Source organism: Paralcaligenes ureilyticus, assembly GCF_004346225.1.
Lineage (GTDB): Bacteria > Pseudomonadota > Gammaproteobacteria > Burkholderiales > Burkholderiaceae_B > Paralcaligenes > Paralcaligenes ureilyticus.
In genome coordinates, this window is sequence record NZ_SMAJ01000017.1 from 53,325 (window position 1) to 69,019 (window position 15,695).

Consider the following 15,695-nt stretch of genomic DNA (forward strand, 5'->3'; position numbering starts at 1 on the left):
TCGCCGCCGTGCGGCGGCGATGTCTAAAGCTGCCTGGCCAGTTCGGCGGCCAGCCCCACATACGAGCGTGGGGTCATGGCCAGCAGGCGGGCCTTGGGTTCGGCGGGCAAGTCCAACCCCAAAATAAATTCCCGCAACCGTTCCTGATCGATGCCTTTGCCGCGCGTCAGCGCTTTGAGCTGCTCGTAGGGTTGAGGCAACCCGTAACGGCGCATGACGGTTTGCACCGGTTCGGCCAATACTTCCCAGCAGCCATCGATGTCGGCATTGATGGCTGCTGCGTTCAATTCAAGCTTTCCTATGCCGCGCAGGCAGGCATCCCAGGCCACCGCGCAATAGCCAAACGCTACGCCCAGATTGCGCAATACGGTGGAATCGGTCAAGTCTCGCTGCCAGCGCGAGATCGGCAGTTTTTCCGACAAATGGCGCAAGACGGCATTGGCCAGCCCCAGATTGCCCTCGGAGTTCTCGAAATCGATGGGGTTGACTTTGTGCGGCATGGTGGACGAGCCCACTTCGCCATCCTTCAAGCGTTGCTTGAAATAGCCCAGTGATATATAGCCCCACAGGTCGCGATCCATATCCAGCACAATCGTGTTGGCGCGCGCCACGGCATCGAACAGTGCCGCCATCCAGTCATGCGGCTCAATCTGTATGGTATGCGGGTTCTGCGTCAGGCCCAGGCCGGTCAACACCTTGGCGCTGAACGCCGGCCAATCCACCTCGGGGTAAGCGGCCAGGTGCGCATTGTAATTGCCGGTCGCCCCATTAAGCTTGGCCAGCGGCTCGACAGCCTCTATGGCGGCGATCGCACGTGCGAGCCGGGCCGCGACATTGGCGAATTCCTTGCCCACGGTCGTCGGGCTGGCGGGTTGTCCGTGAGTGCGCGAAAGCATGGGTTGGTCGGCAAACTGGCGAGCCAGGGCCTGCAATTGCACACACACTTCGTTTAAGCGCGGCACGATAAACCCGGAACGCGCCCGGGTCAACATAAGCGCATGCGAGGTATTGTTGATGTCTTCCGAGGTGCACGCGAAATGGATGAACTCGCTCGCGCGGGCCAGTTCATCGTTATCGGCCACGCGCTCTTTCAGCCAGTACTCTACAGCCTTGACATCATGATTAGTGGTTTTTTCGATTTCCTTGATCAGGGCCGCATCGCGCTCGGAAAAATGAGCGATCAGCTCGCGCAATTCGGCACGCGACGCCTGTGAAAAAGGCGCCAGCTCGGGCAAGCCCGCCTCTGACAACCCGACCAGCCACGCAATCTCGACCTCAACGCGGTGAGCCATGAACGCGGCTTCCGACAACACCCCGCGCAGCGCCCTCCCGCGAGAGGCGTAGCGCCCGTCCAAGGGAGACAGGGCATTCAAATGGCTGAGTTGTTCGTCTATCTGCATCAAAGACTCGCGTGAGAGAAAAGGCAATCGGAAAGTTTAACATTGCGCTATGGGAGGGCTTCCCCCGCGCATTGGGCGGCAAACACTCATATAAACCACATATTGACGTTTTCTAACCTATACACGGCGATTTTGCCCTCGCCCAGCCACAAATCGGGGTCGTTATCCTGTTATACTTTTTTGCCTGTAACCCTCCCACACATCCCATGAAACTGATCGGTTCGCTGACTAGCCCATATGTACGCAAGGTGCGCATCGTTTTGGCCGAAAAAAAACTCGAGTACGAATTCGTACTCGAGGACGTGTGGGCTCACGACACAAAGATCCAGGAATCCAATCCTTTAGGCAAAGTTCCCTGCCTGATCATGGACGATGGCGGCAGCCTGTTCGATTCACGTGTCATCGTCGAATATCTCGATACGCTTTCGCCTGTCGGCCGCCTCATCCCTCAACCAGGCAGAGACCGCACAGCAACCAAGTGCTGGGAAGCGATTGCCGATGGCGTGCTTGACGCCGCCGTGGCCATCAACATAGAGGTCAATAAGCGGCCCGCCAATTTGCGCAGCGACGACTGGGTCGAGCGTCAGCACAAGAAGATATCCGCAGCGCTCGATTTTATGGACGAAGGCGTCAATACGCAGGCTTTCTGCATGGGCATCAATTTTGGCCTGGCCGATATTGCCGTCGGCTGTGCACTAGGCTACCTCGACCTGCGCTTCAATCAGTTGAACTGGCGCAATCAATGCGGGCACCTGGCGCGTCTGGAAGAAAAGCTGGCAAGCCGCCCCTCGTTCATCAGCACCCTGCCACCCAAAAAATAGTCGCGTCGGGCATTGCGGCCTGCCGGCCCATGGCCTACGCAGATCGAATAAAGCCGCCCCCTAAGCAAACATCGCCGGCATAGAGCACGGCAGACTGCCCCGGCGTGACCGCCCATTGTGCCTGATCAAAACCAAGGCGAAATTCGTCGGCCCCCGGTTCATGCAACAGGCAGGCCGCGTCGGCCTGGCGATAGCGCGTCTTGGCCGCGTATGCGCCGGGCTGGGGCGCGGCTCCCGACACCCAGCTCGCTTCCTGAGCCTGCAACTGCCGGGCCAATAACCAAGGGTGGTCGTGGCCCTGGACGACATACAAGGTATTGCTTTCGAGATCTTTGCGGGCGGTATACCAGGCGTCGGCCGTGCCGTCGTCGCGCTGCCGCCCTTTTACCCCCCCAATGCCCAGCCCTTTGCGCTGGCCCAGGGTATAAAAAGACAGGCCGTGGTGCTCGCCCACCAACACCGAATCGGGCGTCTTGATCGGGCCGGGCCGAGTCGGCAGATAGCGGTTCAAAAACTCGCGAAACGGCCGTTCGCCAATAAAACAGATTCCGGTCGAATCTTTCTTGGCGGCATTGGGCAGCTTTAGAGAATGAGCTATGCGACGAACTTCGGTCTTTAAAATCTCACCCAATGGAAATAGCGTGCGAGACAGTTGGGCCTGATCCAGCCGATGCAAAAAATAACTTTGGTCTTTGGTCAGATCCAGCGCCTTGAGCAGTTCGTAGCGTGTGCCCTGGCCCGTTTCTACCGCACGAACCCGCGCATAATGGCCGGTGGCGATCAGGTCGGCGCCTAAAGACATCGCATGATCAAGGAAGGCCTTGAACTTGATTTCAGCGTTGCAAAGCACATCCGGGTTGGGAGTGCGCCCTGCCGCATATTCGCGTAAAAAATCGGCAAATACCCGGTCCTTGTATTCAGCGGCAAAATTCACCGCTTCGATGTCGACGCCAATCAGATCGGCCACACTGGCCGCATCGAGCCAATCCTGGCGGCTGGAGCAATACTCGGAATCGTCATCGTCTTCCCAGTTTTTCATGAAGAGCCCAAGCACTTCATAACCTTGCTGCTTGAGCAGCCACGCCGTCACCGAGGAGTCCACGCCCCCCGACATCCCCACCACCACGCGCCCTTTCGATGCCGATAATTTAGCCATGAAGGTATTTTAATCTGATCGAGGTAAAACGCGCCTGGCGGGCTGTTTTGTCACATGGCACCCACAAGGGGTGCCGCTACATGAGCGACCGGCACGTTTTTGTAGCGGCACCCCTTGTGGGTGCCACAACCCCTACGTTCACAATTTTGGCCTGCTCAAACCCTGACCATCGACACGGCATCTACGCCCGGGCTCGACCAATAGCCTCATCCAGCACCTCGACCCAATGCCGCACGGGGGTGGGCGTACCGCTTTGCAGATGTGTAATGCAGCCGATGTTGGACGAAACAATGCAATCAGGGCTTGCTGCCTGCAGCGCGTCCAGTTTGCGATCTCGCAACGCCAAGGATAATTCAGGCTGGGTAACCGAATAAGTTCCAGCCGATCCGCAGCATAAATGCGAGTCGGCAAACGGCTGCAAATCGAAACCGAGGTCGGTCAACAATTGTTCGGTCAGGCCCCGCAAATTCTGCCAATGCTGCAGCGTGCATGGCGGATGGAAAGTGACGCGTTCGGGCAATTTTGCAACCATGGGCTTTAACTGCGCCGCATGCGGCGCCACGAGCTCGGCGATATCGCGCACTTTGTCCACCAGACGCAAAGCGCGCGGTGCGTAGTCCGGATCGAAGCGCAAATGATGAGCATAGTCTTTGACCATCCCCCCGCAGCCCGAGGCATTCATGACTACCGCCTCGACCGTGCCACTATCCAATAAAGGCAACCAGGCATCGATATTGGTGCGCATTTGCGTCAATGCCGCCTCTTGCGCATCAAGATGAAAATTGATGGCGCCGCAGCAACCGGCCTGCGCCGCGATTTGGGTGCCTATGCCCAGGGCATCGAGCACGCGTATGGTGGCCGCATTGATGCTGGGCATCATGGCCGGCTGGACGCAGCCCGCCAGCATCAGAACCTGACGTGCATGCCGTGTCCCATCGGGCAAGACGCCAGCCGGACGCGCTTGCGGAATCTTGTTTTTAAGCGTCTGGGGCAAAATGCCGCGAACCATCCGGCCCAATTTATAGGCGGGCGCAAAGAGCGGCGAATTGAGCGTGTGCCGCAGCACCGAGCGTTTGATTTCCTGCGCAAACGGGCGCTCGACCCTCTGGTCGACCAGCTTGCGCCCAATATCGATCAAAGCGCCGTACTCGACTCCGGACGGACAGGTCGTTTCGCAGTTCCGGCAAGTGAGGCACCGATCCAGATGCTGTTGGGTCGCCGTAGTGGGTTCCACGCCTTCCAACACTTGCTTGATCAAATAGATGCGCCCGCGTGGGCTATCGAGTTCATCGCCCAGTACCTGATAGGTGGGACAGGTGGCCAGGCAAAACCCGCAATGCACGCAACGGCGCAGAATCTCTTCGGCCTCTTTTCCCAGGTCGCCATCACGAGCCCACTGGGCTAAATTTGTTTGCACAGCGCTTACCTCAGAATTCGGAAAACAGACGTTTAGGGTTGAAGATGCCAACCGGGTCAAGGGCTTGCTTCAAGCGGCGGGAGATATCCATCAAACCGTCGGCCAGCGGATGAAATACCGGAATGCCCGAAGGCTTGGAATCGTAACGAAACAGGCTGGCATGCCCGCCGCACTGTGCGACCCGCGCCCTCAATTCGGCGGCAGGCAGGGTCGCCCCCAGCCAGCGCTGCCCGCCATTCCACTCGATCAGCGTAGATCCAAGATTCAAGGGCGGCGTTTTGGGCGGGACCGCTATCCGCCACAAGGGGCGCGACTGAAAGAACGCATGTGTCTGATCGCGCAGGCTGTTCCAGAACGCACGGGCTTGCGTCTCATCGACCGTGGACCCTTCAATTTTCTGCAAACCGCTCGTCACTGCGGATTGACTGCCCGACACACGCACCCATAGCTGACCGCCATTGCCTACCTCCTGCCAGCAAGTGGCCGAAATCGGCAAAGGCTGGCCGCGCCACCGATTAAGTAAAGTCAGCGCATCGGCTTCGCTGGCCTCCAGCACCACCGTGGCCTCTTCAAAGGGCTTAGGCGCTACTTTGAGCGACATCTCGACCAGCGGCCCGAATATCCCCATCGACCCGGCCAGCAGACGGGAGACGTCATAGCCGGCGACGTTCTTCATGACCTCTCCACCGAACTCCAGCACAACGCCCGATGAATCGAGCAACTTGGCCCCCAGTAAAAAATCGCGCAGGCTGCCTGCGGCCATGCGCCGCGGACCCGACAAACCCGACGCAACGCAACCTCCCAAGGTAGAACTGGCGGCAAACCGGGGCGGCTCAAACGCCAGCATCTGATTTTTTTCAGCCAACGCCGCCTCGACCTCGGACAGCAAGGTGCCGGCTCGGGCCGTAATGACAAGCTCGGAAGGCTGATAATTCACAATGCCGCGATAGCCGGACATATCCAGCACCGCATGGCTGCGCAAATCTTCAAGGTCAGTGGCCTCGCCGTAAAACCGTTTGCTCGCGCCCCCGCGTATCAACAAGGGACGCTGGGCGGCGCGCGCGGTCATGACCTGCGCGCTCAGTTCCGATAATACAAACTCCATCAGGGACTCTCAAAAACGAGGTAATTCGGGGAAACGGATATCGCCTTCATGAACATGCATCTTTCCATACTCGGCGCAGCGCGCCAGTGTGGGGATGACTTTTTCAGGATTGAGCAGCCCGTAGGGATCAAAGGCCGTCTTGACCGCGGCGAACGCGTCGAGCTCTTCGCGTGTAAATTGCACGCACATTTGATTAATCTTTTCAATGCCCACACCATGCTCGCCGGTCACCGTGCCGCCAACCTGCACACACAACTCCAGTATGGCGGCGCCGAATTTCTCGGCGCGCTCGACTTCGGCCGGAAGGTTGGAATCAAACATAATGAGAGGATGCAAATTCCCGTCGCCGGCATGAAATACATTGGCGCAGCGCAAGCCATATTCATCTTCCATCTGTTCGATGGCGCTTAGCACCCGGCTTAAATGGCGCCGCGGAATCGTGCCATCCATGCAGTAATAGTCGGGGGAAACCCGGCCGGCGGCGGGAAACGCATTTTTTCGCCCCGCCCAGAAAATCAGCCGCTCCTGCTCGGAGCGCGACACCTGCAGGCGCGTGGCCCCCGCCTTTCGAAAAACGGCTTCCATCCGGGTGATTTCATCGTCCACTTCTTCGCCCGTGCCGTCCGACTCACACAGCAATATGGCGGCGGCATCAAGATCGTAACCGGCCTTTACAAAGGGCTCGACCATGTGTACGGCGCGCTTGTCCATCATTTCGAGGCCGGCCGGAATGATTCCGGCGGCGATGACATCGGTGACGGCCTGGCCGGCTGTCTCGACACTGGCAAAGCTGGCCATGATGACCCGGGCACGCGCGGGCTTCGGAATGAGCCTTACCGTCACTTCGGTGACGATGCCCAGCATGCCCTCGGAGCCGATAAAAACCGCCAAAAGGTCCAGGCCCGGGCTATCGGGCGCGTCCGACCCCAGTTCAACCACCGCGCCATCAATCGTCACAACCCGCGCGCGGATGACGTTATGGATGGTCAGGCCATATTTCAGACAATGCACTCCCCCCGAATTCTCGGCCACATTGCCGCCTATGGAGCAGGCAATCTGGCTGGACGGATCGGGCGCGTAATACAGGCCATACGCCGCGGCTGCTTCGGAAATGGCCAGATTGCGCACTCCCGGCTGAACCACCGCCGTCGCGGACTGCAAATCAATGCTCTTGATCCGGTTCAACTTGGCCACACCCAATAAAATGCCCTGTGCATGGGGCATGGCGCCACCCGACAGGCCGGTGCCCGCGCCGCGCGCAACGATAGGAACATTAAAGGCCTTGCAGCCCTGCAAAACGGCGATGATCTGCTCTTCGTTTTCGGGCAGTACAACGACAGGCGGTAAGGTGCGATACAGAGACAGGCCATCGCACTCGTACGGTCGGGTATCTTCGGTTTTTGACAGAATGCAGTGCGCTGGAATACTGGATTTCAGCCTGGCCATCAAGCCGGCAAAATCGGACACAGGCGATTGCGTCGATGGCATCGCGTTATCGTTCATATAAAGTCTTCCTTCAAGCTATGAATGTAACGCGATCGGATCAAAAAGGCATCGTCGGGACTTCCCTAAGCCAGTCACGCTGCGGGAATAATTTTTCCAGGGTTCAGAATATTGCGCGGATCAAAAGCATGCTTGAGGCTGCGCATGAGTTCCAGCGCGTCGGGGCCGTGTTCGGCCAACATGAATTCCATCTTGTGCAGTCCAATGCCATGCTCGCCCGTGCAGGTCCCGTCCATCTCGATGGCGCGCGCAACCAGGCGATGATTCAGGCGTTCGGACTCTTCCCATTCGGCCTGATTGTCGGGGTCGAGCAACATCAGTACGTGAAAATTGCCGTCGCCGACATGACCCACAATCGTGTAGGGGAAACTGGCCTGATCCAGCTCCTTGGCCGTTTCGGATACACATTCGGCCAGGCGTGAAATGGGTACGCACACATCGGTGGTGCTCGACCGCGCGCCGGCTCGCAGCTGCAGCCCGGCAAAATACGCATTGTGCCGCGCCGTCCACAGCCGGTTGCGATCTTCGGGATGTTCGGCCCACTCGAAATCCATGCCGCCATTGTCGTGCGTAATGTCCTGCACGGTTTGCGCCTGCTCTTTGACGCCGGCGGGGCTGCCGTGAAACTCGAACAACAGCAGCGGCGACTCGCGCAGGGTTAGCTTGCTATAGGCGTTGGTGGCTTTGACCGCACCGCTATCCATGAACTCGACCCGCGCCACAGGCACGCCCATCTGGATGATTTCAATCACGCTTTGCACGGCGGCGTCCAGCGTGGGGAAATTGCATATGGCCGCCGAAATGGCCTCAGGCTGCGGATACAGCCGCACGGTGACCTCGGTAATAATACCCAGCGTGCCCTCGCTGCCCACGAAAATATGCGTCAGATCGTAGCCCGCCGATGATTTCCTGGCCCGATTCGCCGTCTCGAGAATGCGTCCGTCGGCCGTCACGACTTTAAGATTCATCACGTTCTCGCGCATCGTGCCGTAGCGCACCGCATTGGTGCCCGAAGCGCGCGTCGCCGCCATGCCGCCCAAGCTGGCGTCAGCCCCCGGATCAATAGGAAAGAAGAGGCCCGTATCGCGTATTTCTTCGTTTAGCTGCTTGCGCGTGACGCCCGCCTGCACCGTCGCCGTCAGGTCTTCGGGATTGATCGACACCAGTTGGTTCATGCCCGATAAATCCAGACTGATCCCACCCTGTATCGCCAGCAAATGTCCCTCGAGCGAGGACCCGACCCCGAAGGGGATCAAAGGCACGCTGTGCCGATGACACAACTTGGCCACCCACGCCACTTCCTCGGTACTTGTCGCAAAGACCACCGCATCGGGCAACATGGGCGGATAGGGCGACTCATCACGACCGTGATGTTCACGCACCGAATGTCCGGTGGAACACCGGTCCTTGAACTGTTCCCTCAACGCATCCAGAAACCCCGCCGGAATGACGCGACGGGCACTTTCAGGAAAAACCGGGGCATTCATCGTCCTACTCCTTAAGGCTAGCCTCTACGATACTGCAATTCAGTGGCTGCCGGCCGCGGCTCGCCCGGCTACCGCCTTGCGCCGATTCCTGACGGCTTGCGCCAGGCGTTCAAGCACCTGTACCGAAGTATCCCAACCAATACAACCGTCGGTAATGCTCTGCCCGTAAACCAGAGGCCGCCCTGCCACCAGATCCTGGCGGCCATCGACCAGATGGCTTTCTATCATCACGCCAAAAATGCGTTCATCGCCGGCTTCCATCTGTTGCGAAATATTTTCCAGCACAGCAGGCTGATTGCGGTAGTCTTTGTGACTGTTGGCATGGCTTGCATCGATCATGAGGCGCGCCGGCAAACCCGATTTAACTAAGGTCTGGCACACCTGTTCAACATTGTCGGCATCGTAGTTAGGCACCTTGCCACCGCGCAATATGACATGACAGTCGTCGTTGCCCACCGTGGTCACGATCGCTGAATGACCTCCCTTGGTCACCGACAGGAAATGGTGCGGCTGAGAGGCGGCCTTGATGGCATCCACAGCAATCCGGACATTGCCATCGGTACCGTTCTTGAAACCCACCGGGCACGACAGGCCCGAGGCCAGTTCCCGATGCACCTGGCTTTCGGTGGTGCGCGCCCCGATGGCCCCCCACGACACGAGATCGGCAATATATTGGGGGGTAATCATGTCCAGAAATTCGCAGCCCGCCGGCAGGCCCAGCTCGTTGATACCCAACAACACCTCGCGTGCCGTGCGCAAACCCTGATTAATGTTGAAGCTGCCATCGAGCAACGGGTCATTGATCAAACCCTTCCAGCCCACGGTGGTGCGCGGTTTTTCGAAATACACACGCATGATGATCTGAAGCTCTGCGGCAAACCTGTCGCGCTCGGCACACAGGCGCCGGGCATAGTCAAGCGCTGCTTCCGGATAATGGATCGAGCATGGCCCGATGACCACGACCAGGCGATCATCGGCACCATGCAAAACGGTATGCAAGGCGCGGCGAGCCTGGTAGACCGTATTCGACACGTTCGTCGTGCACACCAATTCGCGCATGACGTGCGATGGCGGGCTTAACTCTTTAATCTCTCGAATACGTAAATCGTCAGTATTGTGTAACACGGATCAGCTCCAGGGTGATGGCCATCTTGGCATAGCGGTACAAAAAAAGCCGCCTAGCAAAGCTGGCGGCTTTTTGGGAATTTGGCTTTTTGCGACTACGAGCAACGTCCCCCTTCCTCCGCCAGCGGCTTTGGAAAAGTAAAAAAATAAAAGAAAAAAACGTTGCTTGCGCGTTGCATAGTAGTAAATCCTAGCATAGAGTTGGCCGTCTGCCAAATGGAAAATGAGAATCGTGCAAAAAATTCGATGCGAACGCCCAAGGCGGCCGGGGCAGGGTTTACTAGCTGTAGCATTCCCCTACACGTTTGCAGTACGCTTACGGCTCGTGCGGCTCATCAGACAATCGCAACCGGGCAGAAGCAAGGTGCGCGAAGGAGGTTTTCGTTGACTACGGCAGAACAAACAAACCCGAAAGAGGCTACGGGCAGTCCACCCGATCGGGGTGAAGTGCTTCTCGATGTTCAGGATATCGCCAAAAATTTTGGCGGTCTGCGCGCCGTCGATCACTGCTCGCTAACCGTACGCCGAGGCACTATTACCGGCCTGATCGGCCCCAACGGCGCAGGCAAGACCACCGTATTCAATAACATTACCGGTTTTATCGCGCCCGATTCGGGTCGCATCCTGTTCCAGGGCATCGACATTACAGGCCTGCGTCCGGACCAGATTTTCGCCCACAAGCTTTGCCGCACCTTTCAGATTCCGCGAGAGCATGGCAGCATGAGCGTGCTTGAGAATCTGATGCTGGTTCCCACGCAACAGATCGGCGAGCATATCTGGAACGCATGGTTTCGCCGCGGCGCGGTGCGCCGGCAGGAAGAGCAAAACCGCGACAAGGCGCTGGAGGTGCTCGAATACCTGGAACTCACCCACGTTCAGGACGAATACGCGGCCAATCTGTCGGGCGGCCAGAAAAAATTGCTGGAGCTCGGGCGTACCCTGATGGTCGACCCCGAACTGGTACTTCTGGACGAACCGGCCGCGGGCGTGAACCGCAGCCTGCTTAAAAGAATCGTCACCAATATCCGCCACCTTTCCAGCGAACGGGGCATCACATTTCTGCTTATCGAACACGACATGAACACTGTCATGAACCTGTGCGATCCGGTTATCGTGATGAGCGAGGGGCGCAAGCTCGTTGAAGGGCCGCCCGAAGAAGTCCGCAGCAATCAGAGCGTGCTCGAAGCCTATCTTGGAGGGCAATATGCCGCTGCTGAAAGTTGACGCCATCACCGGCGGCTACGGAGACACGGAAGTTCTGCGGCATGTCTCCATTACAGTCGAACAGCACGAAATCGTCTCCATCGTCGGCCCCAACGGCGCTGGAAAATCAACACTGATGAAGACCGTCTTCGGCCTGCTCCATCCGCGCGAAGGCAGCATCACCTTCGCCGATCACGATATTTCGCAGCTGGCGGCCCACCAGATCGTCAAGCTTGGCATGTGCTATGTGCCTCAAGTGGCCAACGTGTTCACCTCCCTTACAGTGGAGGAAAACCTGGAAATGGGCGCTTACGCTTTGAAAAACGGCGACCTGGAGGCATGCAAGCAACGCGTGTACGACATGTTTCCGCAGCTCAAGCCCCGGCGCCGGCAACTCGCCGGCAAAATGTCGGGCGGCGAGCGCCAGATGGTGGCGATGGGTAGCGCCCTGATGCTTAACCCGAAGCTGCTGCTGCTCGACGAGCCCACGGCGGCGCTCTCGCCCAAGCTGGTTTCGGAAATTTTCGAGCGTATCGCCCATATCAATGAAACCGGCGTAGGCATCATGATGGTGGAACAAAATGCCCGCCAGTCGCTGCAGATGGCGCACCGCGGATACGTTCTGGCCAGCGGCGAGAACCGTCACGAAGGCACGGGCCGGGCACTGTTGGAGGATCCGAATGTCGGACGCCTATACCTTGGAGGATAAACGGCTTATGGATAAGACCCTTGCGGCGCAACAGCGCACACGCCTCAGAGAAAAGCTTGGGGGCCGCGCCGGCATGGGCGCAGGCCTGTTGCTTATCCTGATCGTCATGTGGCTGATGGGACTGGGGCTGGGCGCGGGACTGCAGCAACTGCTGTCCCTGACCATCTGGGGCATCATGCTGGGTGGGATCATCGCACTGGGCGGCGTGGGTCTGACACTGTGCTACGGTGTGCTCAAATTTCCCAATTTCGCGCATGGCGAGCTGGTCACGCTGGGGGCCTACATCACCTTCGCCATCATCCAGATGCTGCCGAAAAGCGCACCGATCTGGCATTTTTCCTTTGGCTGGGAATTACTGTTGGGCATGGTCATCGCCATGCCGGTTACCGGACTGGTTGCAGTGGTCATCGACCGCCTTTTATATCGCCGGTTGAGGGTGGCAAAGTCCGCGCTCGTGCTGTTTGCCATGGCCTCGCTTGGCATGGCATTCTTCTTGCGCAGCGTCATCTACCTGCTGTGGGGATCCGATTTCCACTTTTTCTACGTAGGCCGCGCCAATCCGGCCCTGCATCTTCCGCTGGGCGTGCGTGTACAGGCGGACCAGTTGTTCGTGTTCGGTCTGGTGGTGGTGCTGGTCGTTCTGCTCTACCTGTTGCTCGCCAAAACCAAAGTAGGCAAGGCCATGCGCGCCACGGCCGATAACCCGGACCTGGCGCAAGTGCGAGGCATCAACACCGAACGCATCAATGCCTGGACATGGATGATCGGCGGCGGTCTGGCGGCGGCCGGCGGCGTCATGTACGGACTGGCTTCGCAACTGCGCCCGGATATGGGATTCACCTTGCTGCTGCCCATGTTCGCGGCCGTGATCCTGGGCAGCATCGGCAGCGCCTTCGGGGCGCTTGCCGGAGCCATTGTGATAGGCATAGCCATGCAGGTGACATCCTCGTTCATGAGCCCCGCCTATGGGCCCGCCGTCGCATTCGCCCTGATGGTTCTTGCACTGATAGTGCGCCCCCAAGGCTTGTTTGCCGATAAATAAGAGCAGGAAAGTTCTATGAGTCAGCTCGCTGTACTGAAGGCTATATTTCTCATCATACCGCTCGTGCTGCTCGCGTTCATGGTGCTCCCCTGGCGCTGGCTCTGGCGAATTCCGGCGGGCATCGTGCTGGGCACGGCCGCCGCGTTCGCCCTCAGCGCATTTATGCCCAACTGGCTCGACTATCTGGTGTCGTTCTCGATCATGGCTTCCATCTACGCGATCCTCAGCCTGGGTCTGAACTCGCAGTGGGGCTATAACGGCCACCTGGATTTCGGCGTGGCGGGTTTTTTCGCGGTGGGCGCATTTACGTCCGCGCTCTTCATCACCGCCCCGCCCAGCGGGCTGATGGCCCAGTATGCGCATCAAGCCTTCGGATTGGACGCGCCCTTTCTATTGGGAGTCATTGCGGCCGGCGTCGTCTCGGGCGTGGTGGGCTACCTGGTCGCCCTGCCCGTACTGCGCTTGCGCACCGATTTTCTTGCCATCGCAACGCTGGGCATTGCTGAAATCATCCGGCTCGTTTTTCAGAACGAGCGCTGGCTCGTTAATGGCCCGCAGCCTTTGAGCGGCATTCCGCGGCCGCTTGCGTGCCTGTTCGACCACCCCATATGCGGCTGGCTTCCGCAATCGGTCGTCGCGGCGCTCGCCCCCATGCAACCGCGCGACTATGTCTATCTTTATCTGGTCATCACCGTCCTCATGCTGGCCGCCGTTTATATTGTGCTGGAAACAGCCGTGCGCTCGCCATGGGGACGCGCTCTGCGCGCCGTGCGCGACGAAGAATCGTCGGCGGCCATGAACGGTAAGCACGTGGCGGCCTTGCGGGTGCAGTCATTCGTACTGGGCGCCGTCGTAATAGGCATCGGAGGCGCATTCTATGCCTCGTACATGGTCACCATCGACTACAGCCACTTCGAGCCGCTGTTCGCTACCTTTATCGTATGGATGATGCTCATGCTGGGAGGCAGCGGCAACAACAAGGGCGCCATCCTCGGAGCTTTCGCCATCTGGGGCGTGTGGAGCGGCACAGCGTTTGTGACCGATGCGCTGCAAAGCACACTGAGCACCATCGCACCCGAGATAGCCTCGCGCACCGCCTTTCTGCGCTGGACGTTCGTAGGGCTTTTGCTGGTGGCGATCGTCGTCTATCGGCCCCAGGGCATTCTTAAAGAAAAGAAAATGGTTTCCGGGTTTTTGAAGAAAAACTAGGATTGAATGCCACCCACAAGGGGTGGCGCTACATGATTAAAAATGGCACCCACAAGGGGTGCCACTACCAAAAGGCGCCAATCCGGGGCTACGCCTTCGGAATACCTGCAGCCGGCATAGTTCGAACCGTCTCGACCTTGCCGCCGGCGAATTTCCATATGTTGATCGGCGTGATGACGTCGCCCGTCTTATCGAAATCGCACGGGCCGGCGGCGCCGGTATAGTTGATTTTCTTGCCGGCTTTGATCATTTTCATCATCTCGGTGATGCGCCCTTGATCGCCACCCTCAATGGCTTCGCCCGGAGGATTGGAAACCACCCGTAGTTGATCGCGCAAGGCCGTTCCGGTAATTTTTGCTGCATCCGTCGCGCCGTTGGCGATAACCTTGGCAAGCGCCAGGCCGATGACCATGGCGGCGTCATAGGCAGACGCGGTGAAGGGCGGGATTGTGTCGTGATGGAAGTCGGCCATGAATTGCTTGGCAAAGCTTTTGTACGAAGCGGTCGTCGTGTCCTCGCCGGTCGCGGTGCCCAGCTTGCCTTCCAGGTCTTTTGCGCCCACAGCCTTGACCACATCCAATGAGGCATTGGCATCAGTGAACTGCCAACTGGTGAAGTTGAAGATATCGCGCGACTCTTTAAGGGCTACCGCGGTGTGCGCGGGATAAGTAATGGCCAACAACAGGTCGGGCTTGTCTTTAAAGGCGGTTGCAAGCTCTGATTTGTAGGTAGGCTGCACCTGTTCGGGGTGCGGCACCTGGGCAAGCACTTTGCCGCCGCGCTGCTCGAACGCTTTTGCAAACGAATTCGACAAACCCTGTCCATACGGGTTATTGATGTATATCGTGGATACTTTTTTAAACTTGTAATCCTTGATGATCTCGCCGTTGACAAGCTGGGCCGCGACGATCCCTTGCAAAGCGTCAGAGGCTGTAGTGCGATAGAGCAAATCGGCCGTGGCGTCGGCCGGAAGCACGGTGATGATGGGAGAGGTGGCACCGTTGGCGATTTGTAAAACACCCGCCGGAATCGAGACCGAAGTGGCGACTGCCACCGTAACGCCGCTGGACCACCCGCCCACAATTGCCGGCACCTTGTCGACATCGACCATTTTGCGCGCGGCCTGAACGCCCACGGTAGGCAAGGTCGCGGTGTCTGCCGTGACCAGCTTGGCAATGATGGGCCCGCCGAACACCTGGGTCGCGGCCTTGTTGATTTGATCGACAGCCATCTGCGCCGCGTCGCGGTAATAAGGACCGAACTCGGCCGCAGAGCCTGTCATGGGCGTGATCTGGCCCAGATTGATGGTGGGCGGCGCGGCCGCATAGGCGCGGCGGGACGGAAACGTGGTGCTTAGCACGACGGCGCCTCCGGCGGCACTGACAGACAAAAGGAATTTACGGCGACTTGTGGAACTAGAGTTCTGATCAGTCATGGTTTCTCCTTGGGATTGTTGACCTTCATCACACAGCCAATACGCCGGGCCTGGGTCTGGGTCTGGATATCCGGCGCGGTCTA

Annotated in this window: 13 protein-coding genes; 5 read left to right on the plus strand and 8 right to left on the minus strand. The window is 58.6% G+C overall.

Annotated features, from left to right (window positions below):
• Nucleotides 1–23 precede the first annotated feature (23 nt).
• A complete protein-coding gene (gene purB, locus EDC26_RS17030; RefSeq protein ID WP_132584853.1) occupies nt 24–1,400 on the minus strand; it encodes an adenylosuccinate lyase in 1,377 nt (458 codons plus the stop codon).
• A 206-nt stretch (nt 1,401–1,606) separates the two neighbouring features.
• On the opposite strand from purB, the gene EDC26_RS17035 reads away from it, so the two are divergent.
• Nucleotides 1,607–2,221: a glutathione S-transferase N-terminal domain-containing protein gene (locus tag EDC26_RS17035; RefSeq protein WP_132584855.1), complete on the plus strand. Its 615-nt coding sequence runs from the start codon at nt 1,607–1,609 to the stop codon at nt 2,219–2,221.
• A 34-nt stretch (nt 2,222–2,255) separates the two neighbouring features.
• Here the strand turns inward: EDC26_RS17035 and mnmA are convergent, their stop codons facing one another.
• From mnmA to aroG, 6 genes are all read right to left on the minus strand, one after another.
• Nucleotides 2,256–3,377, minus strand: coding sequence for a tRNA 2-thiouridine(34) synthase MnmA (mnmA, locus tag EDC26_RS17040; protein WP_132584857.1), 1,122 nt, complete (start codon nt 3,375–3,377; stop codon nt 2,256–2,258).
• Between the two features lie 181 nt (nt 3,378–3,558).
• Nucleotides 3,559–4,794 (minus strand): glycolate oxidase subunit GlcF, encoded by a 1,236-nt coding sequence (gene glcF / locus EDC26_RS17045; protein ID WP_132584859.1) that lies wholly within the window; start codon nt 4,792–4,794, stop codon nt 3,559–3,561.
• A gap of 10 nt (nt 4,795–4,804) precedes the next feature.
• Nucleotides 4,805–5,899: a glycolate oxidase subunit GlcE gene (gene glcE / locus EDC26_RS17050; protein ID WP_132584861.1), complete on the minus strand. Its 1,095-nt coding sequence runs from the start codon at nt 5,897–5,899 to the stop codon at nt 4,805–4,807.
• Nucleotides 5,900–5,908: 9 nt separating this feature from the next.
• Entirely contained in the window at nt 5,909–7,345 is a 1,437-nt protein-coding gene (locus EDC26_RS17055; RefSeq protein WP_425012833.1) for an FAD-linked oxidase C-terminal domain-containing protein, read from the minus strand.
• A 131-nt stretch (nt 7,346–7,476) separates the two neighbouring features.
• Nucleotides 7,477–8,889: an FAD-binding oxidoreductase gene (locus tag EDC26_RS17060; RefSeq protein WP_132584865.1), complete on the minus strand. Its 1,413-nt coding sequence runs from the start codon at nt 8,887–8,889 to the stop codon at nt 7,477–7,479.
• A 39-nt stretch (nt 8,890–8,928) separates the two neighbouring features.
• On the minus strand, nt 8,929–10,014 hold the full coding sequence (aroG, locus tag EDC26_RS17065; RefSeq protein WP_132584867.1) for a 3-deoxy-7-phosphoheptulonate synthase AroG: 1,086 nt from the start codon (nt 10,012–10,014) through the stop codon (nt 8,929–8,931).
• Nucleotides 10,015–10,398: 384 nt separating this feature from the next.
• Here aroG and EDC26_RS17070 point away from each other — a divergent pair, with 384 nt between their 5' ends.
• The 4 genes from EDC26_RS17070 to EDC26_RS17085 are packed head-to-tail and all read left to right on the plus strand — an operon-like array spanning nt 10,399 to nt 14,177.
• Nucleotides 10,399–11,238 (plus strand): ABC transporter ATP-binding protein, encoded by an 840-nt coding sequence (locus EDC26_RS17070; protein WP_243700966.1) that lies wholly within the window; start codon nt 10,399–10,401, stop codon nt 11,236–11,238.
• Nucleotides 11,219–11,926, plus strand: a complete 708-nt coding sequence (locus EDC26_RS17075) for an ABC transporter ATP-binding protein (RefSeq protein ID WP_132584869.1) — start codon at nt 11,219–11,221, stop codon at nt 11,924–11,926. The genes EDC26_RS17070 and EDC26_RS17075 overlap by 20 nt, the downstream gene beginning before the upstream one ends.
• Nucleotides 11,927–11,933: 7 nt before the next feature.
• Complete coding sequence (locus EDC26_RS17080; RefSeq protein ID WP_207915188.1) at nt 11,934–12,968, plus strand: branched-chain amino acid ABC transporter permease; 1,035 nt, start codon at nt 11,934–11,936, stop codon at nt 12,966–12,968.
• Between the two features lie 15 nt (nt 12,969–12,983).
• Nucleotides 12,984–14,177, plus strand: a complete 1,194-nt coding sequence (locus tag EDC26_RS17085) for a branched-chain amino acid ABC transporter permease (protein ID WP_207915190.1) — start codon at nt 12,984–12,986, stop codon at nt 14,175–14,177.
• An 88-nt stretch (nt 14,178–14,265) separates the two neighbouring features.
• On the opposite strand, the gene EDC26_RS17090 is transcribed toward EDC26_RS17085, so the two are convergent.
• Nucleotides 14,266–15,612, minus strand: a complete 1,347-nt coding sequence (locus EDC26_RS17090) for an ABC transporter substrate-binding protein (protein ID WP_132584871.1) — start codon at nt 15,610–15,612, stop codon at nt 14,266–14,268.
• Nucleotides 15,613–15,695: the final 83 nt, after the last annotated feature.

Coding starts and splice junctions, on each gene's coding strand:
- purB (WP_132584853.1), bottom strand. CDS start 1,400: ATGCAGATAGACGAACAACTCAGCCATTTGAATGCCCTGTCTCCCTTG.
- EDC26_RS17035 (WP_132584855.1), top strand. CDS start 1,607: ATGAAACTGATCGGTTCGCTGACTAGCCCATATGTACGCAAGGTGCGC.
- mnmA (WP_132584857.1), bottom strand. CDS start 3,377: ATGGCTAAATTATCGGCATCGAAAGGGCGCGTGGTGGTGGGGATGTCG.
- glcE (WP_132584861.1), bottom strand. CDS start 5,899: ATGGAGTTTGTATTATCGGAACTGAGCGCGCAGGTCATGACCGCGCGC.
- EDC26_RS17055 (WP_425012833.1), bottom strand. CDS start 7,345: ATGGCCAGGCTGAAATCCAGTATTCCAGCGCACTGCATTCTGTCAAAA.
- EDC26_RS17060 (WP_132584865.1), bottom strand. CDS start 8,889: ATGAATGCCCCGGTTTTTCCTGAAAGTGCCCGTCGCGTCATTCCGGCG.
- EDC26_RS17075 (WP_132584869.1), top strand. CDS start 11,219: ATGCCGCTGCTGAAAGTTGACGCCATCACCGGCGGCTACGGAGACACG.
- EDC26_RS17080 (WP_207915188.1), top strand. CDS start 11,934: ATGGATAAGACCCTTGCGGCGCAACAGCGCACACGCCTCAGAGAAAAG.
- EDC26_RS17085 (WP_207915190.1), top strand. CDS start 12,984: ATGAGTCAGCTCGCTGTACTGAAGGCTATATTTCTCATCATACCGCTC.
- EDC26_RS17090 (WP_132584871.1), bottom strand. CDS start 15,612: ATGACTGATCAGAACTCTAGTTCCACAAGTCGCCGTAAATTCCTTTTG.